This window comes from Roseiflexus sp. RS-1, assembly GCF_000016665.1.
In the GTDB taxonomy this organism is placed as follows: domain Bacteria; phylum Chloroflexota; class Chloroflexia; order Chloroflexales; family Roseiflexaceae; genus Roseiflexus.
Genome location: NC_009523.1, coordinates 2,017,028 through 2,043,049, shown reverse-complemented (window position 1 = coordinate 2,043,049; position 26,022 = coordinate 2,017,028). Strand labels below are relative to the sequence as shown.

Annotated in this window: 23 protein-coding genes and 2 tRNA genes; 4 read left to right on the top strand and 21 right to left on the bottom strand. The window is 62.0% G+C overall.

Annotation, left to right across the window (positions count from 1 at the left end):
- Positions 1–7: 7 nt before the first annotated feature.
- The 16 genes from ROSERS_RS08615 to ROSERS_RS08545 all read right to left on the bottom strand — a co-directional run bounded on the left by ROSERS_RS08615 (position 8) and on the right by ROSERS_RS08545 (position 18,624).
- Positions 8–1,777 (bottom strand): VgrG-related protein, encoded by a 1,770-nt coding sequence (locus ROSERS_RS08615; RefSeq protein WP_011956404.1) that lies wholly within the window; start codon positions 1,775–1,777, stop codon positions 8–10.
- Complete coding sequence (locus tag ROSERS_RS08610; RefSeq protein ID WP_011956403.1) at positions 1,770–2,447, bottom strand: CIS tube protein; 678 nt, start codon at positions 2,445–2,447, stop codon at positions 1,770–1,772. Before ROSERS_RS08610 ends, ROSERS_RS08615 begins: the two co-directional genes overlap by 8 nt.
- 12 nt (positions 2,448–2,459) lie before the next feature.
- On the bottom strand, positions 2,460–5,384 hold the full coding sequence (locus tag ROSERS_RS08605; RefSeq protein WP_011956402.1) for an eCIS core domain-containing protein: 2,925 nt from the start codon (positions 5,382–5,384) through the stop codon (positions 2,460–2,462).
- A gap of 4 nt (positions 5,385–5,388) precedes the next feature.
- The gene (locus tag ROSERS_RS08600; protein WP_011956401.1) at positions 5,389–5,817 is read right to left on the bottom strand and encodes a phage tail protein; all 429 of its coding nucleotides are present in this window, start codon (positions 5,815–5,817) and stop codon (positions 5,389–5,391) included.
- Positions 5,818–5,821: 4 nt separating this feature from the next.
- A complete protein-coding gene (locus tag ROSERS_RS08595) occupies positions 5,822–6,016 on the bottom strand; it encodes a hypothetical protein (RefSeq protein ID WP_041333354.1) in 195 nt (64 codons plus the stop codon).
- A 4-nt stretch (positions 6,017–6,020) separates the two neighbouring features.
- Complete coding sequence (locus ROSERS_RS08590) at positions 6,021–6,389, bottom strand: hypothetical protein (protein ID WP_011956400.1); 369 nt, start codon at positions 6,387–6,389, stop codon at positions 6,021–6,023.
- 183 nt (positions 6,390–6,572) lie between these two features.
- The gene (locus tag ROSERS_RS08585; protein ID WP_011956399.1) at positions 6,573–7,013 is read right to left on the bottom strand and encodes a phage tail protein; all 441 of its coding nucleotides are present in this window, start codon (positions 7,011–7,013) and stop codon (positions 6,573–6,575) included.
- A gap of 65 nt (positions 7,014–7,078) precedes the next feature.
- Positions 7,079–8,644, bottom strand: coding sequence for a phage tail sheath family protein (locus ROSERS_RS08580; protein WP_011956398.1), 1,566 nt, complete (start codon positions 8,642–8,644; stop codon positions 7,079–7,081).
- A gap of 12 nt (positions 8,645–8,656) precedes the next feature.
- Entirely contained in the window at positions 8,657–9,619 is a 963-nt protein-coding gene (locus tag ROSERS_RS08575; protein WP_011956397.1) for a Pvc16 family protein, read from the bottom strand.
- 6 nt (positions 9,620–9,625) lie between these two features.
- Complete coding sequence (locus tag ROSERS_RS08570) at positions 9,626–10,042, bottom strand: hypothetical protein (protein ID WP_011956396.1); 417 nt, start codon at positions 10,040–10,042, stop codon at positions 9,626–9,628.
- A gap of 25 nt (positions 10,043–10,067) precedes the next feature.
- Complete coding sequence (locus ROSERS_RS24890; protein WP_011956395.1) at positions 10,068–12,992, bottom strand: eCIS core domain-containing protein; 2,925 nt, start codon at positions 12,990–12,992, stop codon at positions 10,068–10,070.
- Positions 12,993–13,004: 12 nt separating this feature from the next.
- On the bottom strand, positions 13,005–13,139 hold the full coding sequence (locus tag ROSERS_RS27160) for a hypothetical protein (protein WP_269627873.1): 135 nt from the start codon (positions 13,137–13,139) through the stop codon (positions 13,005–13,007).
- 38 nt (positions 13,140–13,177) lie between these two features.
- Positions 13,178–14,002, bottom strand: coding sequence for an eCIS core domain-containing protein (locus ROSERS_RS26740; RefSeq protein WP_011956394.1), 825 nt, complete (start codon positions 14,000–14,002; stop codon positions 13,178–13,180).
- 36 nt (positions 14,003–14,038) lie between these two features.
- Positions 14,039–15,691 (bottom strand): peptidoglycan-binding domain-containing protein, encoded by a 1,653-nt coding sequence (locus tag ROSERS_RS08555; protein WP_011956393.1) that lies wholly within the window; start codon positions 15,689–15,691, stop codon positions 14,039–14,041.
- A gap of 370 nt (positions 15,692–16,061) precedes the next feature.
- Positions 16,062–18,023 (bottom strand): ATP-binding protein, encoded by a 1,962-nt coding sequence (locus ROSERS_RS08550; protein WP_011956392.1) that lies wholly within the window; start codon positions 18,021–18,023, stop codon positions 16,062–16,064.
- 22 nt (positions 18,024–18,045) lie between these two features.
- Positions 18,046–18,624, bottom strand: a complete 579-nt coding sequence (locus ROSERS_RS08545) for a DUF4255 domain-containing protein (protein ID WP_011956391.1) — start codon at positions 18,622–18,624, stop codon at positions 18,046–18,048.
- 284 nt (positions 18,625–18,908) lie between these two features.
- On the opposite strand from ROSERS_RS08545, the gene ROSERS_RS08540 reads away from it, so the two are divergent.
- A complete protein-coding gene (locus tag ROSERS_RS08540; RefSeq protein WP_011956390.1) occupies positions 18,909–20,477 on the top strand; it encodes a hypothetical protein in 1,569 nt (522 codons plus the stop codon).
- Between the two features lie 12 nt (positions 20,478–20,489).
- On the opposite strand, the gene ROSERS_RS08535 is transcribed toward ROSERS_RS08540, so the two are convergent.
- The 3 genes from ROSERS_RS08535 to ROSERS_RS08525 all read right to left on the bottom strand — a co-directional run bounded on the left by ROSERS_RS08535 (position 20,490) and on the right by ROSERS_RS08525 (position 22,169).
- A complete protein-coding gene (locus ROSERS_RS08535) occupies positions 20,490–20,909 on the bottom strand; it encodes an RbsD/FucU family protein (RefSeq protein ID WP_011956389.1) in 420 nt (139 codons plus the stop codon).
- 76 nt (positions 20,910–20,985) lie between these two features.
- Complete coding sequence (locus tag ROSERS_RS08530; protein ID WP_011956388.1) at positions 20,986–21,279, bottom strand: heat shock protein transcriptional repressor HspR; 294 nt, start codon at positions 21,277–21,279, stop codon at positions 20,986–20,988.
- A gap of 20 nt (positions 21,280–21,299) precedes the next feature.
- Positions 21,300–22,169, bottom strand: a complete 870-nt coding sequence (locus ROSERS_RS08525) for a DnaJ C-terminal domain-containing protein (RefSeq protein WP_011956387.1) — start codon at positions 22,167–22,169, stop codon at positions 21,300–21,302.
- A 137-nt stretch (positions 22,170–22,306) separates the two neighbouring features.
- On the opposite strand from ROSERS_RS08525, the gene ROSERS_RS08520 reads away from it, so the two are divergent.
- Positions 22,307–22,393: transfer RNA gene (locus tag ROSERS_RS08520), tRNA-Leu, on the top strand.
- Positions 22,394–22,429: 36 nt separating this feature from the next.
- Positions 22,430–22,503 (top strand) — tRNA-Gln (locus ROSERS_RS08515).
- Positions 22,504–22,670: 167 nt separating this feature from the next.
- Here the strand turns inward: ROSERS_RS08515 and ROSERS_RS08510 are convergent.
- Together ROSERS_RS08510 and ROSERS_RS08505 are read right to left on the bottom strand one after the other, a co-directional pair.
- Entirely contained in the window at positions 22,671–23,846 is a 1,176-nt protein-coding gene (locus ROSERS_RS08510) for an ABC transporter substrate-binding protein (protein ID WP_232282796.1), read from the bottom strand.
- A 75-nt stretch (positions 23,847–23,921) separates the two neighbouring features.
- Complete coding sequence (locus ROSERS_RS08505; protein ID WP_011956385.1) at positions 23,922–24,779, bottom strand: ABC transporter permease; 858 nt, start codon at positions 24,777–24,779, stop codon at positions 23,922–23,924.
- 256 nt (positions 24,780–25,035) lie between these two features.
- Between ROSERS_RS08505 and ROSERS_RS08500 the strand changes: the two genes are divergently transcribed.
- Entirely contained in the window at positions 25,036–25,998 is a 963-nt protein-coding gene (locus ROSERS_RS08500) for an IS110-like element ISRfsp2 family transposase (RefSeq protein WP_011956384.1), read from the top strand.
- Positions 25,999–26,022 lie beyond the last annotated feature (24 nt).

The window sequence follows — 26,022 nt, the reverse complement described above, 5'->3', positions numbered from 1 at the left end:
CTTCCTTTCAGTTGATTTTGACCAGCGTCCCCTGAATGGTCAGAATTGCCGATGATTTGACATCCAGCGTCGCGTTCGCCTGGAGCGTCGCCGCAGCACTGGCTTTCAGATCAAGATTCGCATTCGCCTGAAGCGAGGCGCTGGCGTTCGATTTCAGATCGAGACCGGTCGAACCCTCAATCGCCAGCGCCTGCTGCGACTTGATGTTCACCTTCCCCTTCGCCTGGATCGTCAAATTGCCATCGGCGCTGATCGTGCCGTCGCCTTTGACGTTGATCGTCAGTTCGTTCTTTTTGCTGTCGAGTTTAATGACATTGCCGCTCTTATCCTCGATGGTGATCGATGGCGCGCTATCACTGTCGTCCAGCGTGATGATATGACCGGATCGCGATTTGATCACCCGTTGCTCGATTTTCCCGTTCTTGACGATCTCCGCGGGCGCTTTTGGCGGTTGATCCTTCCCATTCCAGAGACCACCGATGACATACGCCGCGCGCACATCGCCATGCTCGAATCCCACCAGCACCTCATCGTTCACTTCCGGCAGGAATTCGATGCCGCGCCTATTGCCTGCACCGACGCTGACTACACGCGCCCAGTCGCTCTGCTGATCGGCGAGGGTCGGGAATTTGACCTTCACGCGCCCCCTTTTGTCCGGATCGTTCGTATCGGTCACAACCCCGATCACCAGTCCCTCGAAATTCAGGCGCGGCGTTTCCGGTTGCACCAGGCTGAGCAGGGTAGCCGGGTTCATCCCGGAAACTGAGAAGTCGGTCACATACCCGCTGGCATCGTAGCGGTGCGTCGCACTGGTCACCACATACGTGCCACCAAACCGCGTACCGACATTCGTAATCTTCACCGCCGCCCCTGCCACAATTTTTGGATTTCCGGCAGCGGTTCCCTCCGCCTCGACGCCCCGACTCTCATGGTGCGCCAGGATTGCCCTTGCAATCCGCTCGGCTTCCGGCTGGATGCGCGCAGCCGACTCCAGCGCATCCTCCGCTTTGATGGCAAACGCTTGTTGGGCAAGTTTACCGCCCGTTTCAGGCGCACCTATTCGGGGCGCAACCGATGCCGACGTCGCCTTGCCGACGACCGCCTTTTTTTCGAGCGGATCCCAGCCCCGCACGGTGACTTCGTTCACCTGATCGATGGTGCTCAGGCGCGGACGAAAGGCGACCAGATCGGTTCCCCACTTAAGTTCAACCGGCGCGCCGGGAGATGGAAGCCGCGTACAGTGCAGTGTTTTCCGCCGGACATACATCAGATACCCCAGCGCAGCCGCCCGCTCGCGGAGAAACTCAAGGTTCGTCTGGTTCCACTGAACCAGGTATGGATGCACCTGCGTCGTGGCGTCGATCTGCACCTGCAAACCGGCTTCGTTCGCAAGCTGGGTGATCACATCGCTATCGGTCACATTGAGAAATGTGCGCGTATGTTTGCCGCGCCCCAGACGGTGCAGACGGTCGAACGCCCGCACAGTCACCTTGAGACCCTCCGCCTCGAACTGCGGTTCGATCTCAACAATCTCGCCGTCGAAGATCGACTCGGTCGTCCGACCGTGCCTGGCGCTGACCTCGATCAAGCCGCCCGGCGCCAGGCGGCTATCATCCACCCATTTCAACCGCCGATCATTGAGCACGATGGTCGCAACATCGGGGAGGTGCAGACTGTTTTCAACGGTGATTTCCAGCATATCCCCGACCAACTCGCGCGGCGCATCAGCGCCGTCGAGCTTCAGATAGAGATCGGCAACATGGCGATTGTCACTCATGAGGGATCACCAGCACTGCTCCTGGCGTCAACTCGCGCACCCGTTCGAGACCGTTGGCTTCGGCAATCGGGCGCCAGCGCGTCGCATCGCCATACGACTTGTACGCAATCCATGCCAGTGTATCGCCGTCGCGCACCCGCCAGACCCGCTCACCGCCGACACCGCCCGACGTCGGGTTCTGCGGTTGCAGGTTTGCCGTATCCTCGATCTGCTGGAATGTTACGTCGAGTTCGGCGCGCACCGGCGTTCCATCGACCAGAAACAGCGTGAATTTCTGTGTGATGTTGGTGATGACCGCTTTGAACGACCAGGACGTACCCCACTGGAAGCGCACTTTGGGCGGGCGTCCACGAGTGCTTTTGGGGTCTTGCAGGTTCGGATCGATCATCATGAACGACCAGAGTTTGTCGGTATAGACCTTCCGCACATCCCTCGGCTTCGACCCGGGTCGCGCGCTGGTGTAGGTGTCGAACAGCAGGTGCATCGACAGGGTTGCCGGTTGCCCGCCGCTAAACTCGAGTTGCGGCACATTCGTGCTTGGCGTTTCGCCGCGACTCCAACTGTTCTGTTTGGTGAAGGTGTACTCCTTCGGGTTGAACAGACACTCGACCTCCTGCGAGGGATCGTCGAGGTTGATGATTTTTGCTTTGACCAGGCTTGTGTCAGGCATACGGGCTGCTCCTCACTCCCATCCGCTGCGGCGGCGTTCAGCCGCCAGGCGGCGTTTCAGGACGGCATAGACCTGACGCGCAAGGGCGTCGATATCGGGCGCAGGGGCTGGCGCCTGCTCCTGCGCTGGTGTTTCTCGTTGCTGAGGCGCGGGCAGGGTGCGCGCTGTCTCAGCCGCATGCACGACGGGCGCGCCCGGTTGGGGTGGTGTTGTGAACGCTGGCGGTGCAGGCGCGACGGTTACTACCGGTAACGGCGGCGCTTCCACCGATCTCGAAGGCGCAAGCCAGTCGGGCAGCGGCTCCCAGGGGGCAGGCAGGTTTCCCCATCGCCCGCGATCCGGCGCAGCAGGCGCGTCTTCGACCGGCGGCGCAGTGCGTGCGCTCTCCTGTTTATCGAACGGTTGCGCTACCGGCGCCTCCGCTCTGGCGGGGAAGACCGGCGGTGCAAAGCGCATCCGCGCAGCTTGAACGGTCTGCGCTTCGACGATGCGCGCCAGCGCCTCCTCATCCGTCGCAGGTCCCGGAGACGCTGGACGGAATCCGGGACGCCGTTCGGCAGGTCGGGCGATGGGCGGAATGGCCGTTGGATCGCGCCGACGCGCCACGTGGGTCAGTTCGTGCGCCAGCAGACCGAGACCTTCGGCGGTTTCATCGCCCCTGCCGGGCGCCAGCGCCACATCGTCGCCAAATGTGACGGCATCGGCGCGGTATGCCGACGTCAGGCGACCGGCATCCTGTCCGCGCGACAGGCGTACCGTCGCCGGATCGACGCCGACCGCGGCGCGCAGGAAACGCCGATTCGACTCAGACAGCAGCGGCGCTGATGGTGCAGGACGGGCGGGAAGCCGCGCCCCGCCGGGCGTTGTGGATCGAACGGCGGCGCCCACCGGCGGCGCAAAGCGCGTTGCGCGCGCTGGAGATGCGGCGATACCCGGCTGAGACGCGCCGGTTGGTTGCGCCCCGGAGCGTTGCTGTCCCCTGCCCGACTCGACCCACAGCGCACCACCCGACTGAGGCGCTCCCGCCGGTTGCGCCACCGGAGGCGCGTCGGGCAGCGGTTGAGACGCTTCCACAGAAGAACGATCCGGCGACTGTGCAGCTTCTTTCTGGCGGCGGCGCTCATCGGCGCGCAGACGTTCCATCCAGGCTTCCACTGAGCGGTCGAACTCCGGCGCATCGTCGTCCACCGGCGCCGCAACCGGTTCTGGAGCGCGCGCGGGCATGTCGAGATGGGTTGATTGTCGCACCGGAACATCCTGCCCGGCATCACCCTGTACGGCGGCGACACGCTCGTGATCGGCGCCACCCCGACGTTCGATCCGGCGCTGAACCGGCTGCGCCGCAGATTCCGGCGTCAAAGGCGTCGCACCCTCCCCCGATGCCTGCGGTGCCGACTGTGACGCCGCCTCCGACCGACGGCGGGCATCGGCGCGCAGGCGCTCCATCCACGCAGCCGGTGAGCGGTCGAACACGGGAGCGCTGCCACGTTCCGGCGATGCGATCAGTCCTGCTGGCGAAGATTCGCTTTCCTCCGGCGCGCGCGGCGATCCCTGGATGGCTGCAGACGGGTGGGCGACTGCTGGCGCAGCGCTGCTTTCCGACAGCGAAGGCGCACCCGTCTCCGACATGTCCGGCGATGCTGACGCAGCACTGCTTTCCGGCAGCAAAGGCGCACCCGTCTCCGACATGTCCGGCGATGCTGACGCAGCACTGCTTTCCGGCAGCAAAGGCGCACCCGTCTCCGGCGTGTCTGACAATTCTGGCGCAACCTCAGGCGGAGGAGCGAATGCTGGCATAGCGCCACCTTCTGGCGGTGAAGGCGCTTCCGGCTCCGGCGTGCCCGGCGATGCTGGCGCAGGTGTGGGCAGGGGAGCGAATGCTGGCGTAGCGCCACCTTCTGGCAGTGAAGGCGCTTCCGGCTCCAACATGCCCGGCGATGCTGGCGCGACAGCGGGCGGCGGGGCGAATGCTGATGCGGTATCATCCGCAGGTGCAGTCGGTTCTGTCGTCGGAACCGCCGCAGGTGCACGGGCGGACATGTCGGCAGGCGGGAGGGGCGATTGCTGCGCCGGAACATCCTGCCCGGCGTCACGCTGAGCAGGAGCGGCATCAGGGGCAAGAATGGAATCTGGCATCCCGGTATGATAATCCCCGTCATCGCGTGCCTGTTCTGCCTGTCCCTGAAGCGGCGACGCAACAATTTCCGGCGGCGTTCCTTCCTCCGGCACCGCGGACGACGCCTGCGTCGCCGCCTCCGACCGACGGCGGGCATCGGCGCGCAGGCGCTCCATCCACGCAGCCGGCGAGCGGTCGAATGATGGTGCAGCACTGCCGTCCGGCGGTGCTGCAGGTTGCGATGGCGGCGATGTTTCACGGCGGGGAGGTGTGCGCTCGAGGAAGCGCGGTGGACGGGCGACGCGCACCTCAGCGGGCGGCGATGGCGCTGCCGTCGGACGACTGTCCGGCGCCGGTTCAGGTTGCGCAACGGATCGGTCCACGGATTGAACCGCTGTTCGATCACGCAACTGTTGTGCAACCCAGGCGCGCGCTGCATCGATGATCGTCGCCGGGGATGCACCGGTCTCCACCGCAGGCGCACCAGGCGCAGGGGACGCAGTTTCGACCGGCACCGCCTGCGCTTCGCTGGCAACCTCCCGCAATTCCTGCTCATCGAAGCGTGGCGGATCGGCAACCGGCGGCGTTTCCGGCGCAACTGGCGGCAGCACAGCATATGCGTCGGTAAACGCACGAGAATCCGGCGCAAGCCGGATCAAACCCGGCGCGCGCGCTCGCCGGGGAGGCGTATCGGCGCGCCCAACCGCCCACAGAAGCGGTTGACCCACAGCCTGGCGCACCGCAAGCGGCGAGCGCCCGGCGAGCGCGCGCGCGAGGCGCATGTGGCGGCGCAATCGTGTAATCAATGTCCGACGGATCATCACATCACCCGATCGTCATCCCGTTGTGCGTCAATTCGAGCGTTTCCACCGCCGCTTCCGTCGATGCGGCAGTGAACTGCGGACCCGTCCATTTGACAGGGTATGCCTCGATGAAATTCCAGCGAAACAGTTCCTTACCCGCCGAGTCGTACATAATGACCGTCACATTCCGGCGGTCGATCGAACCGCGAGCAATCTTGAGAAACCACTGCAACAGTTCGTTCGAACTGGTCATCCCGCGCTTGAGGGTGATGTTGCCAATCTTCGTGCGCCCCGGCAGGCGGTGAACGAAGTCGTTGTTGCCACCCTCCTCGTACTCCGTGATCTCGGTTTCGATCTGCAACCCGCTGACTTCGGTAAACACCGCCTGCGGCACGCCGGCGATCTCGACATAGAAACGATAGGATGGATAGGCTTCTTCTGTCGTCGGCACGGTGTCACCTCTTCCGTCGTTGTTTGCCGACCGTCACGCCACGGGCGCGCTCCAGGCGCGCTTCTTCGCGCATCAACCGATACACGCGCTCCGCCAGCGCCTCGATATCGATGGTGCGCTCCGATTGTTCGCGCTGATCCGCAGACGACGCATCAGGCGCTGCGGGAGCAGACCTGCGTGGCGGTACTGGTTCACTCATCCCGTTATCCTGTCATGTCACCGACCCCCACATCGATCGCGAAACGCGCCCCGCACGTCGGGCACTGGGTTTCGACCACGTGCGGGGCGGCGGCATTGATCTGGATGTAGAGGTCCTGCAGATAGAGAAAATCGGTTGCAAACAATCGCTCGACGATTGCCGGCGTAATGACGCCGACGGTTCCCAGGCGCGTCACCACCCGGCTCAACAGCAGAATGCTGAGATACGCCTCGTTGCGCTGCACCCGCGGATCTTCGAGCGGCTCGATTTCATCGATTGCCGTCGCGCGCCGCATCGAACCCTCGCGATGCAGGTTTCCCTGATCATCGACATAGCCGCAGGGCAGCACGAATGGAAATTCAGTCTGGAGCATGGTTCATTCCGGCGGGGCGCGGCGTGATGGAGATTGAGAATTAAATCCGCTATACCAAACTAGCCGTGGGGCTTCGCCCTCGGCTAGCCAGGGCGAAGCCCGCCTGCGCGGGCTATATTGGATGATTTATTCAAAGACCATCATGCCGCGCCCCTGCTACCTTAATGACGTTTGCGCCGATCCTTACTGAACGCGCTCGTACCCCTCGTGGACAATTTCAAGGGTCTCGATCGCCACCTCGTTGTTCGTCGCATTCGCGTCGGGACCGGTCAGTTTGCTGGGCCAGGCGTTGACGAACTTCCAGCGCGCGACCGGTTCTCCTCTGGTGTTGAACATGGTGATCGTGCCATTGCGACGCGCGCCCTGAATATCACCCTCCTCGACCATCTTGCGCCACTTCCACATATCCATGGCATCGGTAATGCCGCGCTTGAGTGTGATATTGTTCCACTTCATGCGACCGGGGATTTTCTTGATGATGTATTTCCCGTCCGGTCCGCTGGCTTTGCTCTCGACGACTTCGTTCTCGCTGCCGAGGCCCGTGCATTCGCGGAAGGCGCCGACGACGCCATCACCGAAATCAACGCCGAACCATGCTGAAATCAGAGGGTCTTTGTCGGTCATCGTGTCCTCCATTGAAACTTATGTGGATGATCGTCCCCTGCGCATGGCAGAGGATATGCTGCACCTTATGCTCCGCCGCCAGCGAACTGGCTGAAGCGGAAGATCACGAACTCGGCGGGCTTGACCGGCGCCAGCCCGACTTCGATGATCAGTTTGCCCTGATCGCGCACTTCGGGCGGGTTCAGTTCTTCGTCGCACTTGACGTAGAACGCTTCGCGCGGCGTCAGACCGAACAGCATGCCATCACGCCAGCAGACGGTCAGGAACGCTTCGACATCCCGCTTGACCCGCGCCCACAGGTTCGGATCGTTCGGCTCGAAGACCACCCACTGTGTGCCGCGTTCGATTGACTTCTCGACGTAGTTGAACAGGCGACGCACATTGACATAGCGCCAGGCGGCGTCGCTCGAAAGGGTGCGCGCACCCCAGACCCGCAACCCCATGCCGGTGAATGAGCGGATGCAGTTGACGCCGATCGGGTTGAGCACATCCTGCTCACCCTTGGTGATGGCGATTGCCGGACCCAACGCACCCTGCACCACTTCGTTCGCTGGCGCCTTGTGGACGCCGCGCGTATTATCGTTGCGCGCCCAGATGCCTGCAATATGACCGCATGGCGGAATTTCCATCTCGGTCTTACCATCAGGTCCCATGATCTTGATCCACGGGTAGTAGAGCACAGCGAACTTCGAGTCATAGTTCGTGTCGCGCTCACGCCACTGCTTGACCTGCTGCGGCGTCAGACCGGGAAGTGGATCGAGAATGACCATGCGATCCTGCATGCGCTCGGCATGGGCAATCATCGCCAGTTGAACCGCTTTGACCCCTTCCTTCGTGATCGCGCCTGACTGATAAGCGGACATCAGGTCTGGCGCGCAGATCATCGTCACATCCTCGGCGATCTCCAGACCTTCGACACCGCTGCGCTCGGCTGCACTGCCGACGAATGACGTGGCATCCACTCGCGCTGGCGCCAGCGGCGCCGGCGGCTTGATGACCGACATGCCAAACTCCGGCACGCGATCCGCCAGCGAACCGGTTGCCGGACCTTCGGCAACCTGCACCAGCGTGCTGGAACTGTTGATCTTCTCGACGACGTAGGACGTGCCATCTTTGGGTCGTTTGTTGAACGAAACGTTCTCGTAGACCTCTTTGATCTCTCCCATGCTGATCTTGACGGTGAACGCCTCAGGCGGCGGATTTTCGCCAACCGGCGGACCGATTTCGACCTGGATGTCGCTGGCGGTCTCGCTCTTGGGCGTCACAATCAGCGATGTCAACGCTTTCGACGCGCGTGTGGGAAGTTCGAGACGCGGCATCTGCGGCGCTTTGCCGTCCGACTGCTGCGGAATGCGGGTCACGTAGCAGCGACCGCCGCCGTTGAGGAAATAGCCGTACACGGCGTGCGACAGATAGGCGCCATCCATATGCGGATTCCGCCGTCCGCTCTCGTCAAGCCGACCGAACTTCTCAACATACTGCGTCCAGCTTGTGACTAACACCGGTTGATTGACAGGACCGGCGGCAGCAAACCCGACAAAAGCCGCCATTGCCGTACCGACGCCTTCGATCGGGCGGGGACCGCTGCTGACCTCTTCAATGTAGACGCCAGGCGAGAGATACTCAGGCATGAACCGCTCCTTTCAATCCAGTGAGATGTCGTATGTGTCCGACGGCGTTTCGACCGGTATGATGCGAACGCTCCCATCAGGGCGCGTCACCCGCAGCGTCACCTTCCCGACAGGAACATGACTCAGCGCATATCGTCCTTCGTTGTTCGTCACCGTTTCGATTGCACCTCCTTCGATGCCCACCACAACCCCTTCAAGCGGCGTGCCATGCTGATCGCGCACAACGCCGCCAATCCGCATATGCTCTGCAGAGCCGCCTGCTTCGGTGCGCTGCCGGATGCGCAGCATACGTGTGAGCACCAGCGGCGTGTCGATTGCCAGGTCGAGATCGACCGGAATCGTCATGATGTAGAGCAATGACGGGCGCGGCGCCTGTTCGAGGGTGTTCCATACCTCGAGTAAACGCGGACCCTCGTCGCCGGTTGCAATCCTGGCGGTTATGGGCGGATCGTCGAGCAGGGCGAGCATTGCCGCGCGCGTGGACGATCCGAGTTCCGCCGACGCCACGGCGCTGCGCAGGTCGCGTGATGTTGTTCGCTCGCCAGCATCGGCAAGCGCCGCAAATCGCGCCTGTTCCGCCCCGCTCCCCTCACGCCCGGCGATGACCGCCATTGCCGCCGCCAGCGCCGATGGCGGCAGGGTCGGGTAGCGCAACAGCGTGGCGAGCGCGCGGTAGATCAGCAGATACTCATCATCGGCGACAGTGGTGAATGCAGTCACCATGTAGCGCAGATCGAACCGGCGCGGCGGCATGCGGTAGGTCGCGCCGCCGCTGCCGCGCATCACCGGCATGTTTGTCTGACGCAGGTCGGTGTTCTCTTCGATATCGAACAGATACAGATTGATTGTCGGGCGCACCAGCGAATCGAGCCACTCCTTCGTCGGGCGCTCGAAGCGCACATCCACTTCATCAGACGGAATCAGTCCGCGACTGAAGAGGAGGTGGCGAATGGCAGGATGGAGATCGGCAATCATGGCATGTCACTTCCGGGATGCAGCGCCGCCGGTCTGCGCGCGAAACACAATCAGGTTGCGCACCTGGATCAACCAGCGCACGAAATTCCGGTAATCGGCGTCGTCACGGCATGCGTCGATACCGGCACGAATGATCCGCGCGATCTGCGGGAAACCGCGCTTCTCCAACTCCTCGACCAGCTCTTCCGGCATCGCCCTGGCGCGTTGCAGGCTGATCTCATTCGCAGTCGTCAGCATGCGATTGAACATGGGCAGCGGAACGCCTGCCTGTTCGGTTTGCAACGCCATCGCCGCGCTGCCGATCCCCTGAAGCGTCAGCGGCAATTGTCCATGCTCATCGCGTAACCCTCCGGCAAACAGTTCGGTCAGGTCGAGAGCGAGTTGATCCTGGCGCGTGTAGTCACGGTGCGGATCGATTGGCATCGCTTTTCCCCTTCTACAGGCGCAGTCACGGCGTTGCAGGTTGCGGTTGCGTCGTCGGCACAGCGGTCGGCACGTCGATGGCAGTCAGCATCTTGTGTCCACTCGGCAGATTGAGCGCGCTGTCCTTGAACTCCTGTTCAGTGCGCCAGATGGTGTCGCCGGTGGCGACATCGTGGATCTGGATACGGTTGCCGCTGATTGCCATCGCCATCACATAGTGCGCCGTGTCGCCAACACTGCCGCCAACGACAATCGGCACGAAAATGCCGGCGGTCAGATTGGTCCGCAGCACATCGAGTGCCGCATCGAGCGTGATCTGCGTTCCGACGATCCGTGTCTGGTATGTAACCCCGGTGGCGCTGGCAAGCGCATTCATTTCCCCTTCCACCCAGGCGCCGCCGGTGGGTTGGGTGCGGTCGGTCGCCGGATTGCCGGTTCCTGTCGCAGCATGGGTGTCGAGAATGGCTTTCTGTTCGCCGGCGAGCATCTGGTTTGGAATGGTGTCGGGCGCACTGACCGCATGTTCCGAAGCCTGCTCGATCGGACCGGCGGAACGCAGCGCCAGCGCATAGATCGGGTCGGCGGAAGCGCGGATGACCTGCACCGACGTGGGACCGCAACTGTTGCCGTACTGCTGAATAATGCCGCGCTCGACGCCATCCGCTTCGTTCAGGTCTACGACATTCAGATTGCGCAGCAACCAGTTGTCGCTCATGCCGTGGATTGTGGCGGCGAAATCGGTTATATCACTCAGTGAACGCCCTGCCGCCAGCGCCTTGCACAGAAAGGCGCGTTCCATAGCGGAACCGGCATTCTGGAGCAGGGCGCGAAAACTGGTATATTCCGCATCAGCGAGCGCCATCACCGCCGGTTCGATCCGCGACGCCTGGTATGCCGTCAACACACCAGGCTGGATATGCGCGGCGATCATCGTCCGGTCTTCGTTCGTCCAGCGTTCGACCGGCTGCGGTTGCGGTCCCGGCGGTTGCGGTTGCGGTCCCGGCGGTTGCGGTTGCGGTCCTGGCGGTTGCGGTTGCGGCGCTCCCGATTCCAGCGCCCCCCATGTCAATGGTCCGATAATGCCGTCGGGCGCGAGACCGCGCGACTTCTGGAACTCAATCGTCGCCTGGCGTGTTTTCGGTCCGAAGATGCCGTCTACCACAAGCGGCGGCGCAGCGCCATGCTGGTTGAGCAACTGCTGTGCATCGGCGACATCCTGCCCCTGGCTGCCATAACTGATCATGCGTCGCCCGCTACCCGGTGACGAACCGTTGCCTGTCGATGGGCTGCCGGTGTTCACGTTCTCCTGCCGCTGCACCCGCGTCGCGCCGCCGGTCTGCTGGATGGTGTGGGTCAACTCGTGCGCCAGCAACGCCCGCCCTTCGTCGCTTCCCGGTCGGTACTGCCCCGGCGCAACGGCGATGTCGTCGCCGACGGTGAACGCCAGCGCGTCGAGCGACCGCGCGACGGTTGCGGCGCGCGCATCGGTATGCACCCGCACCCGGCTGAAATCGTGCCCGAAGCGCGGCTCCATGAAGGCGCGCGTCGTCGGATCGAGCGGAGCGCCGCCGCCACGCATGGCGTCAATGTCCGACTCGATAGCGGGTGAAACATCAGGAACGGCATCGCCACTCGATGCAGTCATACGTTGCGCAGGACGAGCCGAAGAGCGATGACGCGCTTTGACAGTGCGGATTGCCTGAAAAACCGCCTGACCGAGCGGTTGGAGCGCCATATCAAAGTGCATGATGTCGCCACTCTCTGCACCCAACTCACAGGCGCCCCAGCGCAATCCGGCGCGCGTCAGCGCCATCACCACCTCACGTTCCAGGTCAAGAAACCCTCGCAGCGGTGTGCGCCTCGATCCGCCACGATCAAATGGGCGATCCTGTCGTCCCTCCAGGCGTTCAGGATGTGGATATGTGAGCGGTGGAGCAACCGATGCGCCAGCCTGCTCATTCTCAATGGGTTGAATGACCGGTCCAGGACGCGATGTCAACACTGCAAAATCTGCCATCATCTGTCGGCGCAATGCCTCAATATCAGGCGGCATCGAGCGGTCCGGCTCGGTTGTGTGCGTGATCAGCAGATAGCGTTCGTATCCCTCAGGGGTGCTCAGATACTGTTCCAGTTCCGCGACATTCTGCATATAGCGGAAATAGGTTTGCATCGCCTGACTTTCTTCTGCCAGACGATCATACATGTCGCCAATCCGTTGTTCGCGTGAACCACCGGATGACTGCTGGATCTGCCGGGGAATAACCGAGCTTCTCCCCAGAATAAACCAGGCAATGCGATCATAAACCGGCGCCAGCTGTTGATCGAGTTGCGCCTCACCGGCTTCGTGCATAATGTAGGGGTTGGTTGGTGTATTGATATCGATTGCCAGTCCCCATGAATGCAAACCGTGGAGCCGACTGGCATCCATCCCGCCAATCTGATAGACCCCGTGCTGATTGCGCGAACCCGGTGTAAAGTTCAGTTCCCGCTCAGCACGCTGTAACACACCCGCCATTTCCTGATCAACGCCGCCAGAGATGCTCACACCTAGAAATGTTGCGCTCTGAATGCGTTGACGATAGTCTGCAAACGTAGTGGGCAATCCTGGTCGCAACGCTGCTGCTTCAGCGGTAATCTCATCGAATATCGAAGCCGAACCTGACGCACCCTCCTGACGTTGCACCAACCAGGAACCCGACAACACTCTTTGCGTCGGATGAGTTCGGGTCGCTTCAACCTCTTCCGACTGCAACGATTCCCCTTGCTGCGCTTCCTCCGTCTCCGCTTCGAACGTCACAGGCGGTTCTGCGCTGCTGAGACGCACCTGACGAAAATCATGGCTGAACCGATGACCGGTCGGAGCATCATCGGTTGGCGACGTCCGCCGCACAATCTCGTGATGACCGGTTTTCTCAAGGCGCCTGATCGGGGAAGCACGTCGAACAGTCATTGGTTGCCACACTCACATCAGATTGCCAGCGCCCGGCGTGTACGATGAAGCCACCACACTGTTGGCGATCAGCGTGTCGGTCTGTGTCACGCCACTCGTTCGCATCAAGCCGCTATCGACAGTCAGCATACCCGCACTGATACGCACTACCGCACCTCCGCCGGCAACACTGATCGCCCCATCGGTCAGCGCTTCAATGTCGCATTGTCGGACGATGCCGCACGTTCCGCTCCCGCTTCCTGCCGCTGCACCCGTGCCGCGCCGCCGGTCTGCTGAAGGGTATGGGTCAACTCGTGCGCCAGCAGCGCCCGCCCTTCGTCGCTGCCCGGTCGGTACTGCCCTGGCGCAAAGGCGATATCGTTGCCGACGGTGAACGCCAGTGCGTCGAGCGACCGCGCGACGGTTGCGGCGCGCGCATCGGTATGCACCCGCACCTGGCTGAAATCGTGCCCGAAGCGTGGTTCCATAAACGTGCGCGTCGTCGGATCGAGCGGAGCGCCGCCACCGCGCATGGCGTCAATCGCTGCCTGGGTTTCGGGAGTCACCTGCGGCGTGGCGCCCGACTCTTCCTTCGCCTGGAGCAACTCCTCTTCCTCTTCCTCCGACGTCAGGCGCTGAATGCCCTCACCGGCGCGCGCCGCCAGCACCTGCGGCGTGGCGCCCGACTCTTCCTTCGCCTGGAGCAACTCCTCTTCCTCTTCCTCCGACGTCAGGCGCTGAATGCCCTCACCGGCGCGCGCCGTCAGCACCTCCTCGTCGCTCATCCGCAGCACCTGCGTTGCGACACGATCAGCCTCCTGCTCGTACGCATCGCCTGGCGTGTTGACAGTCAGCCTGGTTTGAGGCGCACCCAACGGCGCGTGATGGTGGATGGCGATCGCGTTGAAGGTATGACCGCGCAGCGCGTTCCCTGATGCGAAGAGCAGGGAACTGTCCGGCGAAAGGTCGGAACGCATGGAGCGATGATGGATCGATTGACGCTGACGACGCAGCACTATGCGATCGTTCACAGGTTCACCTCGTTTCTTGCACAACAGCGCAGCGCATCAGGGACCTTTCAAGCCGCCCGGAACCTCGCTGAGACGTTTCCGGTCGATCTCCTCCCACACCATGCGCATGCCTTCCTTCACCAGGTCTTCGGTGAGCACTTCTTCGAACGGTCTGGCTTTCTTCTTCAGCCATTCCTTGCCGCCCTCCGTACTCTCGCGCTCGAACAGGTCGCTGGTTTCGTTCTGCGCAATGCGAATGGTTGGTTTCGTGAAGTTCAGGATCGACCCCAACCCGGTGTTGATCTCCACTTTGCCCGACGCATAGCGCGGCAACCCGAGATCGAGAATGCTCCGCTGCTGACGTTCCAGCGTCTGGCGCGTCTTTTCGCTCAACCCCACAATTTTCGCGCCGGTGATCTTCACCGGCATGTCCGGTTTCGTCCCTTCGATCTCGAATGTCAACACGCCGGGCATGTCCGGTTTCGCCTTACTCATATCGGTGGTCTTCACCTTCTCGTCGCCGACCGAGCGACTGGGGCTGTCCATTGTGCCGAGTTTCGATTGCGCCTGAGCGATAGCCCATTTCGCCAGCGATTCGTCGTACTGTTTTTGAAACGCCTGCGGTCGCTCCTGTTTCACCGCGTTGAGCAACCTGCGCGCCCGTAGCACGCGCGGATCCTCAGGACCGCTGCTGACCGGCTCGCCAGATGCGGGTTGGCGCAACCTGGCGCGCGTTTCGAGCAGAAAGGCTTCCTGGGTCTGCGATGACGCCTCTTCAAGGGCAGCACGCTGCGCCTCAATGAATGTTTCGAGCGTTGGTCCGTCTTCACTCCCCAGTTCATCGACCTTCTTGCCAACCTCCGTACTCGCTGCCTCCTGCGCTTTATCAAAGACCTTATCGACGCCATCTTTTGCAATCGTTTCGCCCAACCCTGCGAGCGCCGCCTTGATCGGAACGCGCAGCGCGCCACCGCCCAATCCGAGCAACGCATCGAGCGCCGCCTTGCCAGCATCCTTCAGCGCTTCAACGATCACATTCTTCGGTTTCTCGATCTGCGCCAGGTCTTTCTCCAGTTTCTGCAAGCCGCCACGCTGCCCTTCAAACGTCAACTGATACTGCAACCACACCGCGTCCAGCGTATCTTCGAGCGTCTGGTTGTAAGTCGACTCGACCGGTTGCGGACCGGGCGGGATCGGCTGCGGACCGGGACCCGGCGTTTCCTTCTTGCGGTCGAGAAGCGCATCGGCGGTATTCTGATCCACAATCTCCGCCGGGACCGTACTTCGACTGAGCATGAACGACTCGAGCGCCGCCGATGTCTTTGGACCCCACATACCGTCTACATTGAGTCCAGCGCCGGTTTTTTCGTTCAGTTTATGTTGCAGAAGTTTGACGCGCGGGCGCAGATCCCATGTGCCGTAGGTCAATCCATCACCGCGTTTCAAACCGACGAGCGGGTTGATGGCGGCATCGACGGTCACCAAACCGTTCGCAGGCGCGCCGGTGCTGGTTGTGGCGTCGGACGACGGCTCTTTGCGCTGGACATGCGGCAACGTGGCAGGAAACAGCGCGCCCAAACGCATCTGGTTGAACAGATGCCCGGTGCTCACCGGCGCGCTCTGTTCGGCAACCGCCCGGGCAGTCGAACGCTGCGCTGCTGTTTCGACAGGACGACGACGCTGAAGAAAGATTCGCTGACGTTCAGTCATGCTCTTAATCCTTGTCCGCTGCTGCCGGTATGGTTGCAGATGCGCTGCGCCCCCGTCGCTCCGCCATTGCCCCTCATCCCCCCGCCCCCCTTCTCCCACAAGGGGAGAAGGGGGAGTCCGGGCTTCCTGAAGCCCAGAATGAGAAAAGGAATGCAGGGGCTTGCCAAAAAATCTACCCCTGTGAGCACCATTGACCCCCGCTGCCGGTCCGGGCGTAACTGCGCGGCGCCCCTACAGCGCCCCTACGTCCCCCCGCTACCACTACCAGTACGGACGCAGCGCCGCTGCGTCCCTACGTTGCCCCTTGCCTCGCGCCCCTCACCTCTCGCCTAATCCCCGCTCGCCTCTCGCCTCTCACCCCTCGCCCTCCTCACACCCACCCCGCAATCTCGGATTCGGTCAGTTGTTTTTCGAGTTTGGCATACTCGGTACGCGCAGCGCGCAGCAGGTGCATCATACGGATCGGCTCACCGGCATCGGCGGCGAGAAAGGCGGCGTTCAGGGCGATATTGCGAATATTCCCGCCGGCGACATTCAGGCGCGCCAGTTTGTCAAAATCGAGGTTTTCGACTGGCGCGCCCAGCGGGAAGGACCGGCGCCAGATTTCGGCGCGCTGCGCCGCATCGGGAAACGGGAATTGCACCACAAAGCGAATGCGCCGCAGAAATGCCGTATCCAGCGCGCTCTTCAGGTTGGTCGTCAGAATCGCCAGGCCGCGATACGCCTCCATCCGCTGGAGCAGGTAACTGACCTCGATATTCGCATAGCGATCATGGCTGTCCTTAACCTCGCTTCGCTTGCCGAACAACGCATCGGCTTCGTCGAACAACAGGATCGCGCCACCCGACTCGGCGGCGTCGAAGATGCGTCGCAGGTTCTTCTCCGTCTCGCCGATGTATTTACTGACGACCGACGAGAGATCGATGCGATACAGATCGAGGTGCAATTCGTTTGCCAGCACCTCTGCCGCCATCGTTTTGCCGGTACCGCTGGCGCCCGCAAACAATGCGCTGATCCCCAGACCGCGCGAACTGCGCGCAGCAAACCCCCAGGTTTCATAGACGCGCGCCCGTTGTCGCACATGCGCGGCAATATCGCGCAATACCTGGCGTTGCGGCGCTGGCAGCACCAGGTCGTCCCACGTCACCGACGACTCGATCCGTTGCGCCAGATCGTCCAGGCGCGGTCGCGCCTGCACCCGGCTGGCATCCCACACCGCCTGCGCAATATCGTGACCGGCATCGCCGTCCAGCCGACCGAGCGCATCGGCGCTGGCAGCGCGAATGGCGTGGGCGCTGAGATTGAACTGCGACACCAGCACATCCATCTGACCGTCAAGATTCCCGGCAGCAGCGCCGAGCGCCGTGCGCCAGGCATCACGCTGCTCATCGCTCCCCGTGCGCTGCACATCGACAGTGACAGTCACCCGTTGCGTCGGGCGCCAGCGGTCGCGCGCCGAGACGATCAGCGCGCCGCCGGTCCGTTCGAGCAACCAGGTCAGCATACTGGCGCGCGTCGTTTCTGCGGGATCAACGTCGTCACACTCAACCAGCAATGCGCCGGCGCTGAGCGCCGCTTCCCGCTCCCACAGGCGGATCAATGTCTCGACATCGGCAAGCACTGGCGACAGCAACGCTGCGTGCAGCACATACAGTTCCAGCCCGACCGATGCGCACGCTGCCGCCGCGATCGCCTGACGGGTCACACGTTCATCGCCGCAGACCTGGATGAGCGGCAGTGATCGACCACGGGTGCGGCGCCAGGCGCCCGCGATACGCTGCGCCAGCGCCTGGTGTGATGGTAGCAACGCATCGAACGCGCGCACCGGCGCTACCAACCCGCGCAAACGTTCATCCAGGCACGCAATACCGGTCAGATAGTGCAACACCCGTTCATCGATCCGTAGCGGCGCCCGCGTCAGCAACCCTCCGGGTGCAGGTTCGATCAGGCGCCAGTAGCGCAACGGCGCGTCGGGCGTCAACGCACTCCAGTGCGCCCCTGGCAGCGCAGCCAGCGCCAGGCTGAAGGTCGGCAGAACTCGTTGCGGATCGCCCTGCGCTTCAGCGCAGAGCGCAGCAAAACTGGCGTCGAGTTCGACGCCAGCGCAGAGAACCAGCAGATCACGCTCGAACGGCGACAACCGAAAGGCGGCGCAGAGGGTTGCAAGCGCCGAACGGTTGCCGCCATCGTCCGCCTCTGGCGCCGCAGGCTGTTCAGAAACCGGACGTTCGCCCCGCACATAGCGTTCGAGCGCAGTGCGCACCCGTGCAAGCGCCACTCCCAGAGCACGATGATTGATCTGCTCCCAGGTTTCGGCAGAAATCGCCGCCATTTCGCTCTCTATCTTTTGTCGATCACCCGATCAACACCATCGAGACTTTGTACGCCAGAGATGGACGATAGCGCGCCTGCAACGCCGACCAGATCCTCGACAACTCCTCGCCGTTGAGGTACTGTGGACGAACCTCGATCTGATCGACCTGTGTATCGAGATCACAACTGGTCAGCGCCTGAAGCGTCGGCGTCGGAATACCGCCATTGTCGGATGATGCCAGTGTGGAAAGCGTGCTGCGAAGAACATCGCGGCGAACAATGGGGGTTCGGTTCATCACCTGTGCCGCGTACCCAAGCAGGATTTCGATTTGAAAATCCTGTGCGCCGTATGCGGTAAGGAGATAGTGCAGATCAAGCCCCAGCAACGCGCGCCGGTCACTGCGCTCACGCGGCCGCAAACCGGTATGCGGCGTCACCTGGTGCAGGAACAGGTTGAGTTGCGGACGCTCATCTGTTCCGGTGGTGATGCGGTCGGGCGGTAGTGCGGAGACCACCGCATCACCGCCGATACTGGCATTTATTCCTTCGTCCACCAACCCGTTCTCGAGCAGATTTTTGAGAAAAGCGGTGACCGAAGCGATGGCAAGCGCGCTGCTCATAACGATACGATCCCTGAGAACGGATGCAAGCGGAGAACAGGCTTCTTCGCAGCGTGGGGAAGGAAGCGACTCCTATTATAGTCCGGCTTTTCACAGAGTCAATCCCTAAAACAGGTAAAAAGATCGGCGTACTACGCGCCGTCTTCCTGGCAACCTGATCTTGTTGAACGGAACGGATGATGGCGATTGCGATCCAGGCGCTTCTGTGATAGGATCGCAATCGCCCCGTTTCTCCGGCGACACACCGCATGGTGCGCATGAACCCGGCGCAGGGAGGTCACTCGATGAGTACGTCCAACGACCATTCCGACCGTCAACGTGATGACATGATCACCCTGCGGGTTCCGCGTGGCGCACTGACCGCGCTCTGGACGCTGGGTTCACTGATCGCGCTGTTGCTGGTCGCGCTGGCTTTCATAGCGGGACTGGCGCTTCGTCCGGCTCTGCCAGCCGCCGCGCCGGTTCAGGTGCCCGTCATTGTCGATCCTGCGCCGGTTGCGCCATCGATTGTGACACTGAGTGCATCACCTTTGCCGCTCCCTGTCACCCCTGCGCCCCCAACCAGTGCGCCAACGAGTGAACCTGCCGTTCAACCAACGCTCGAACTCATCCGCCCAACCGAAGCGCCTGCGATCCCTGCGCCAACCGATGCAGCGCCGGTGATACCCGCGCCAACCGGGGTAGACGCCGATCCTCCAGCGGCGGTCGATTTTCGCATTGAACCCCAACCGGCAGCAGTGCAACCGCCAGCCGCACCGGTTCAGGCAGCGGCGCAACCGCCGCCAGCCGCGCGACCCGCCGACTCAGGCGGCGGAGGTGCATCCCGCCCCGCTCCAACCACGCGCCCGCCTGTGCATGCCCTTCGGGGCAATGTGCGCTGGTTAACCGCCAACAGCCCGGTCATCATCCAGAACGATCTGCTGGTGAGCAGCGGCGCATCCCTCATTATTGAGCCGGGCGTCGAGGTGCAGATCGGGAAAGGGGCATCGCTGGTCATTGATGGATCGATCGTGGCGCTGGCAACGCCAGATCGACCGGTGCGCTTTACGCAGATTGGCGGCGGCGATGATCCGCGGTTGCGCTGGGAAAGTATTATCGGTCGGGCGGGCAGCGTCATCGATCTGCGCAATGTTCTCATCACCGGCGGAGGCGGGGGCGGTACGGTGCTGGCCATGCAGTCGGGGCGTCTGTCGCTCCAGAGCGCGCGGATCGTCAATAATGGCGGGCACATTCGCGTTGAGGACAGTTTCGTCATCATCCGCGACAGCGAAATATCCGGCAACCGGATGCCTTACGGCTCGGCAATCGACATTACGCTGACGCGTGGCGGCGGCGGTAGTCCCGGCAGCGATGTCGTGATTATCAACAATCGCATCCTGAACAACGCGCTGGTGGCAGGAACCGCGCCGCTGCGCGTCACGAACCTGAGTTTCGAGCGTCCGGCGCGGATCGAAATCGAGCAGAACCTGCTGGTTGGCGCTGCGGGACCCAATCTGGCACTGTTCACCAATGCCCAGCTTATGGGGAATATTCGCTGCAATACGCTGATCGGCGGCGCTAACGGGCTGAGTCTGCGCAGCGACGCCCCGCCCAACCTCAGCCCGATGCTCAACATCCGCGACAATGCCATCGAAGCCCACGAGCCGCCCAACAACCCGTTCTATCGCCAGTTCAACATCGGCAAGGGGGCTACCAGCGACCTGCCGCTCACGATGACCAACAACTGGTGGGAAGTCGCCAATGGTCCCTACGAGCCAGCGTTGAATCCAGAGGGGCGCGGTGAAGCGGCAGGACCGAACATCGCCTTTCAACCATGGTTGCAGACACGTCCGGCGTGTGCTCCGTCCTTCTGATCGGAGGCGCACTTATTCCGGCGGCACGACCCCGATCGTCAGCAGGATATTGGCATACACCCGACGTTCACCGGTGGCGATGACCAGCGTCGTATCCGGCGAGCGCGCCGCGTCGTAGAAGGCGAAGCGACCCAGCGGTTGCAGCGAAAGATACGGTAGAAGGGCGCGGAACTCCGTGAAGATCGAAGGCTCAGGACCGGCATCGGGAACCATAACGTGCGCAGCTTCGACAGGAATGGCATCGACCAGCGCGGCAAGCACATCGGTGACTGTCAACAATCCCGGCGCAAGATTGAGATACACCCGTTGCGCGCTGGCTGGCGCGCCGGTAGCAAAGGGATAATTCCCATCGGCGATCAGCACCTGCGACCCGTGACCGGCGCCCCCCAGAGCAGCGAGGATCTGGGGATGGATCAACTTGTAGCGTAGCATACACTCCTCTATGAACACAGTCCAGCAATGGACGAATCCGACATGCGGCACGGCATGCAACACCCGGCGACGCTGGCTACGAGGCGTCGACCGGCATGCGACTGCGCAATTCCTCCAGTTCGCGCTGCACCTCGATCAGTTGCTGCCGCAGGTGCAGGATCACTTCGACACCGGCAAGGTTCACGCCAAGGTCGTCGATCAGGCGCTTGATGAACCGGATCTGCTCAATATCGCTCTCACTGTAGCGCCGGATATTGCCGGGGGTGCGCTGGGGTCGAATAAGACCGCGCCGCTCGTACAGGCGTAAACTCTGCTCGTGCATTCCGCACAGCGCCGCCGCTGCTTTGATCGTGTAGTAGCGCTGCTTCATCGCCAGAACACCCTGCCTGATTATCGCGCCGTCGCCATCGCGCGCAATTGCTCGAACAGCGCGCGCTCCTGCGGCGAAAGATGGGTCGGCAACGCGACCTCGAGCGTCACATACATATCGCCACGCGACTGCGATTCGCGCAAACGTGGCATACCCTGCCCGCTGATACGCATCACCTTCCCATTCTGCGTCCCGGCAGGCACCTTGAGCGTAACCGTCCTGCCGCCCATCGCTGGCACCTTCACCTCACCGCCAAGCAGCATCGTGAACAGATCAACCGGCGCGCGGACGTAGAGATCATCGCCGCGTCGCTCGAAGCGCGGATGCGGCGCCACATTGATCACCAGGTAGAGATCGCCCCGCGGACCGCCACCCATGCCGGGAGCGCCTTCGCCAGCGATCCGCACCCGCGATCCGGTATCGACCCCCGGCGGGATTCTGACCGTCAGTGAGCGTATCTGACCGTTCGGCGATTGCAGTTGCAGGGTGCGCTGCGTGCCACTGAAGGCTTCTTCGAGGGTAATATCAACTGCCTGCTCGATATCCTGCCCCCGTGTACGGTAAGTCACACTGCTGCGCACACCACGCCCGCCGCCGAACAGCGTCTCGAAAATATCGGCAAAATCACCCGCGCCAAACCCGCCAAAATCGGTGACATCCTGGTAGCGCTGCCAGTCGCGCCCGAACCGATCATACTTGGCGCGCTTCTCTTTGTCCGACAGCACCTCATACGCTTCGTTGATCTCCTTGAAGCGCGCTTCGGCAGCCTTGTTGCCGGGATTAATGTCGGGATGGTATTGACGCGCAAGTTTGCGATATGCCTTCTTGATCTCCGCGTCCGTTGCGTTGCGGTCGACGCCCAATATTTCGTAGTAGTCCTTGAACGCCATTGACCTGCTCTCCAGACTATGCGATTGCGCCCCATTATTATATGAACTTGAGCATGGCATTGTCAAGGTTGGCGTTTGACAAATTGTTGCGTCTGATGTATCATATTGTGCGCTGGCAATGATGTCGGCTCCCGTAAGCCGAAGTGGCGGAACTGGCAGACGCGCTACGTTCAGGGCGTAGTGAGGGTGACCTCGTGGGAGTTCAAATCTCCCCTTCGGCACCAGCAGCAGGGGCGAGAATCTCGCCCCTGTTCCCACGATGGGGGATAGTTTAACGGTAGAACGCCTGACTCTGGATCAGGTAGTTGGGGTTCGAGTCCCTGTCCCCCAGCCAGCGAACGACTGACCTGTGATGGTCAGTCTTTTTTTATGAAAGTTACGCGATCTGATCGCTGCTGCCGGTACGCCAGGCGCACAATGCATGGACAGGGTTGAACACTCCTGGGAATGGCGCGCCCCGCACGGCGACCGAAATAGAAATAAATCCGCCGTCGGCGGCGCCTACTCCCCCTTGACCGCCGTCCACAGATCGGTGAACGCCGCTGTCTGCTCGTTGCGTATCGCCCATTCCAGGCGTTTCATCACTTCGTCGTTCGGTGCGAACCCTTCGTTGTACAGGTCGATGATCTCCTGCGGCAACAGTTTGATCCCTTCGACGTTCGGCGAGAGATAGCCGATGTATTCAGCGTTGCGTGCAGCGATGTCGGGGCGCATCAGAAAATTCATAAACACATGCGCAGTGTAGGCGTTGGGTGAGTCTGCCAGAATAACCATGTTATCCATCCAGATCATCCCGCCTTCCTTCGGGATGACGAAGGCAATATCCGGGTTGCCGGAGAACTCGTCTCCAAGCCCATTGCGCGCCTGTAACGCCGAGCCGCTCCACGCATGCGCGATGACATACTCGCCGCTCGCCAGTTTCCGGTTCACGTCGCTGCTGTTGTACCCTGCCAGGTACGGCTTCTGCGCAATCAGCAGGTCCTGCGCTTTCTTCAGCGCCTCTGGCGAGGTTTCGTTCAGTGAGTAGCCGAGGAATCTCAGCGCAGCGCCAGGGGTTTCGCGCTCATCGTCGAGCATGCTGAATTGCCCGCGATACTTCTCGATCTGGGCTGTGTCGAATAGTGCCGCCCAACTATCGACGCCGTTCGGGAAGAAGGATCGATTGTAAGCGATTCCGGTAATGCCGTACATGTATGGTACGGAGTAGACATTCCCCGGATCGAAGTATTTATCGAGCAGATCGGGATCGATATGCTTCAGATTGGGCAGCAGCGATTTGTCGAGTTTTGCGATCAGTCCATCGCGCCACATGATCTCGACGGCGTAATCCGAGGGGGTGACGATGTCGTAGCCGGAGCGACCGGCGCGCACTTTGGCGAGCATGTCTTCGTTGGCGTCGAACAGATCGACGATCACTTTGACGCCATACTCTTTCTCGAAGTCTTCGAGGATCGAGGGATCGATGTAATCGGTCCAGTTGAAGAATCTGAGTTCACGCGAGAGTCTGGAGCGATCAACCTGCAACTCATCGCCAGCTGGCGGTTGCGTTGCGCCGGGCGCCGTGGTCGGCTCGGTTGCACCGCCGCTGCCATACTCATTGCCAGGGCTTCCGGTCGGCTGTCCGCCGCACGCTGCCAGCGCCAGCAGCACCACGAGCAGCAGTGTACCCAATCTCATTCGTCTTTTCAGCATCTTCCTGCCTTTCTAGCGTTGCGATCGCTTTAATCTGCGTCCGAGAAGCGACGTCGCCCGTCACTCCCGTCTGCGCTGCACGAACTGTGAGAGAAACACAAGCGTGATCGACATCAGCAGCATCAGCGTCGAGATTGCGTTGATCTTTGGCGTAATGGTGCGTTTGACCTGCCCATACACTTCGACCGGCAGCAACGATACGCCGGAACCGGTGGTGAAGAAGGTGATTACGAAATCGTCGAGTGAGAGAGTGAATGCGAGCAGCGCTCCGCCGATGACGCCTGGCATGATGAGGGGCAGCGTGATGTAGCGGAACGTCTGCCACTCGTTCGCGCCGAGGTCCTGCGCTGCTTCTTCCAGGCGCATGTCGAACCCCTTGAGGCTGGCGCGCACCACAACAACCACGAACGAGATCGTGAAGGCGATGTGCGCAATCGTCACCGTTGCCAGCCCGAACTGGAAACGAACGCCGAACAGCGATTCGAGCAGGCCAAAGGAGAAGGCAAAGAAGGCGAGCAGCGCCAGCGCCATGACGATTTCAGGGATGACGATCGGCAGGTAGAGCAGGGCATCGAAGCCAGTGCGTCCGCGAAAACGGTAGCGTTCCATCGCCAGCGCCGTCATTGTGCCGATGACCGTCGAAACCACGGTGGAGATCAGCGCAACGATGAGCGTGTTCATTGCAGCGTTGAGCAGGCGCTGATCGGCGAGCAGGCGCACATACCAGTCGAAGGTGAAACCCGTCCATCGCACACCGAAACTGTCGCGCGTGAACGAGAAGAGCACCAGCACCACGATCGGCGCATAGAGAAACGCCAGGGTCAACGCAGTATGCGCACTGAGCGCCAGCGATCCGAGCGAACGGCGACGTTCAGATCCTGCGACACGCACCGATTGCGACATTTGAACATCAACCATGGTCAGACTCCCAACAGCAGGGAAACGAACGTCCCCAGCGAATGCGCGAATGCGCAAATCAATAACGCACGCTGCCCTCCGGCGTCTAGTATAATCTAACGGGACACGGTATACCGTTCTGCGCCAGGTTCACGAGATCGCCGCGGAGTGTTGGGTAGCCGTGTCCTTCAACGCGACCAAGCCGAACAGTTATCTGGGCCCTCAAACCCGCATATGCTAGCAAGGCTGGCGCCGTTTTCCTCAGGAGGTTCTGTGTATGGCTTCCCGTGAGTCGCTCTTTATCGGCATTGATGTCTCCAAACAGACGCTGGATGTGGCGTTTGGCGCCGACCCGCACGCGCCACGCGAGACGATACCGTATACCGACGAAGGTGTCCAGCTCCTGGTCACGCGACTCCAGCGCCTGCAGCCGACCCTGATTGTGCTGGAGGCGACCGGCGGGCTGGAGCGCATGGTGTTCGCCCAACTGCTCCAGGCTGGCGTGCCGACGGCGCGGGTGCAGCCACGCCGCGTGCGCGCCCTGGCGCACGCGGAAGGACGCCAGGCGAAGACCGACCGCCTGGATGCCCGGTTGCTCGCCCGCTTTGCCGAACGGGTGCGCCCGCCGCACCACCAAGCGACGGACGAGCAGCGCGCATCCTTGCGCGACCTGCTGGTCCGGCGGGAGCAGGTGATTCAGATGCGGACGGCTGAGATCAATCGGTTGACGGCTGCCGCGCCGAACCTCCGCCCGGGCATCCAGAAGCATATTGATTGGCTGGATCAGGAGATCCGTGCGCTTGAGCAGGAACGCGACAACGAGGCGGAGCGCACCGACGAGGTGCGCCGGAAACGGGAGCTGCGCGAAAGCGTGCCCGGCATCGGCGCGATCACCGCACTGAACCTGCTGCTCCGCCTGCCCGAACTGGGGACCATCAAGCGCACGGAAGCGGCGGCCTTTGTGGGCGTTGCGCCGTATGCCAATCAGAGCGGCGCACAGCACAAACCCCGGCATATCTCCGGCGGCAGGAGGGATGTGCGCAGCGTGTTGTACATGGCGACCCTGGCGGCCACGCGGCGCCGTCTGGTCAGGCGCGCCTTCGATCAGCGCCTGTGTCAAGCTGGCAAGCCGCGCAAGGTCGCCATCGTCGCTGCGATGCGCAAGCTGCTGACTATTCTCGGCGCAATATTGCGTCAGCAAAAGCCCTGGGATCCGGCTGTGCATACGAGCGCCCCTTGACAAGCAACACAGTTACTCCGTGGT

Excerpts from the sequence above, each read along its gene's own strand:
- ROSERS_RS08545 (WP_011956391.1), bottom strand. The coding sequence starts at position 18,624 with ATGAGCAGCGCGCTTGCCATCGCTTCGGTCACCGCTTTTCTCAAAAAT.
- ROSERS_RS08610 (WP_011956403.1), bottom strand. The coding sequence starts at position 2,447 with ATGCCTGACACAAGCCTGGTCAAAGCAAAAATCATCAACCTCGACGAT.
- ROSERS_RS24890 (WP_011956395.1), bottom strand. The coding sequence starts at position 12,992 with ATGACTGTTCGACGTGCTTCCCCGATCAGGCGCCTTGAGAAAACCGGT.
- ROSERS_RS08540 (WP_011956390.1), top strand. The coding sequence starts at position 18,909 with ATGAGTACGTCCAACGACCATTCCGACCGTCAACGTGATGACATGATC.
- ROSERS_RS08530 (WP_011956388.1), bottom strand. The coding sequence starts at position 21,279 with ATGAAGCAGCGCTACTACACGATCAAAGCAGCGGCGGCGCTGTGCGGA.
- ROSERS_RS08500 (WP_011956384.1), top strand. The coding sequence starts at position 25,036 with ATGGCTTCCCGTGAGTCGCTCTTTATCGGCATTGATGTCTCCAAACAG.
- ROSERS_RS08535 (WP_011956389.1), bottom strand. The coding sequence starts at position 20,909 with ATGCTACGCTACAAGTTGATCCATCCCCAGATCCTCGCTGCTCTGGGG.
- ROSERS_RS08595 (WP_041333354.1), bottom strand. The coding sequence starts at position 6,016 with ATGAGTGAACCAGTACCGCCACGCAGGTCTGCTCCCGCAGCGCCTGAT.
- ROSERS_RS08570 (WP_011956396.1), bottom strand. The coding sequence starts at position 10,042 with ATGCCAATCGATCCGCACCGTGACTACACGCGCCAGGATCAACTCGCT.
- ROSERS_RS08510 (WP_232282796.1), bottom strand. The coding sequence starts at position 23,846 with ATGAGATTGGGTACACTGCTGCTCGTGGTGCTGCTGGCGCTGGCAGCG.
- ROSERS_RS08550 (WP_011956392.1), bottom strand. The coding sequence starts at position 18,023 with ATGGCGGCGATTTCTGCCGAAACCTGGGAGCAGATCAATCATCGTGCT.
- ROSERS_RS08605 (WP_011956402.1), bottom strand. The coding sequence starts at position 5,384 with ATGATCCGTCGGACATTGATTACACGATTGCGCCGCCACATGCGCCTC.
- ROSERS_RS08615 (WP_011956404.1), bottom strand. The coding sequence starts at position 1,777 with ATGAGTGACAATCGCCATGTTGCCGATCTCTATCTGAAGCTCGACGGC.
- ROSERS_RS08505 (WP_011956385.1), bottom strand. The coding sequence starts at position 24,779 with ATGGTTGATGTTCAAATGTCGCAATCGGTGCGTGTCGCAGGATCTGAA.
- ROSERS_RS08580 (WP_011956398.1), bottom strand. The coding sequence starts at position 8,644 with ATGCCTGAGTATCTCTCGCCTGGCGTCTACATTGAAGAGGTCAGCAGC.
- ROSERS_RS08525 (WP_011956387.1), bottom strand. The coding sequence starts at position 22,169 with ATGGCGTTCAAGGACTACTACGAAATATTGGGCGTCGACCGCAACGCA.
- ROSERS_RS08575 (WP_011956397.1), bottom strand. The coding sequence starts at position 9,619 with ATGATTGCCGATCTCCATCCTGCCATTCGCCACCTCCTCTTCAGTCGC.
- ROSERS_RS08555 (WP_011956393.1), bottom strand. The coding sequence starts at position 15,691 with ATGACTGAACGTCAGCGAATCTTTCTTCAGCGTCGTCGTCCTGTCGAA.
- ROSERS_RS08585 (WP_011956399.1), bottom strand. The coding sequence starts at position 7,013 with ATGACCGACAAAGACCCTCTGATTTCAGCATGGTTCGGCGTTGATTTC.
- ROSERS_RS08590 (WP_011956400.1), bottom strand. The coding sequence starts at position 6,389 with ATGCTCCAGACTGAATTTCCATTCGTGCTGCCCTGCGGCTATGTCGAT.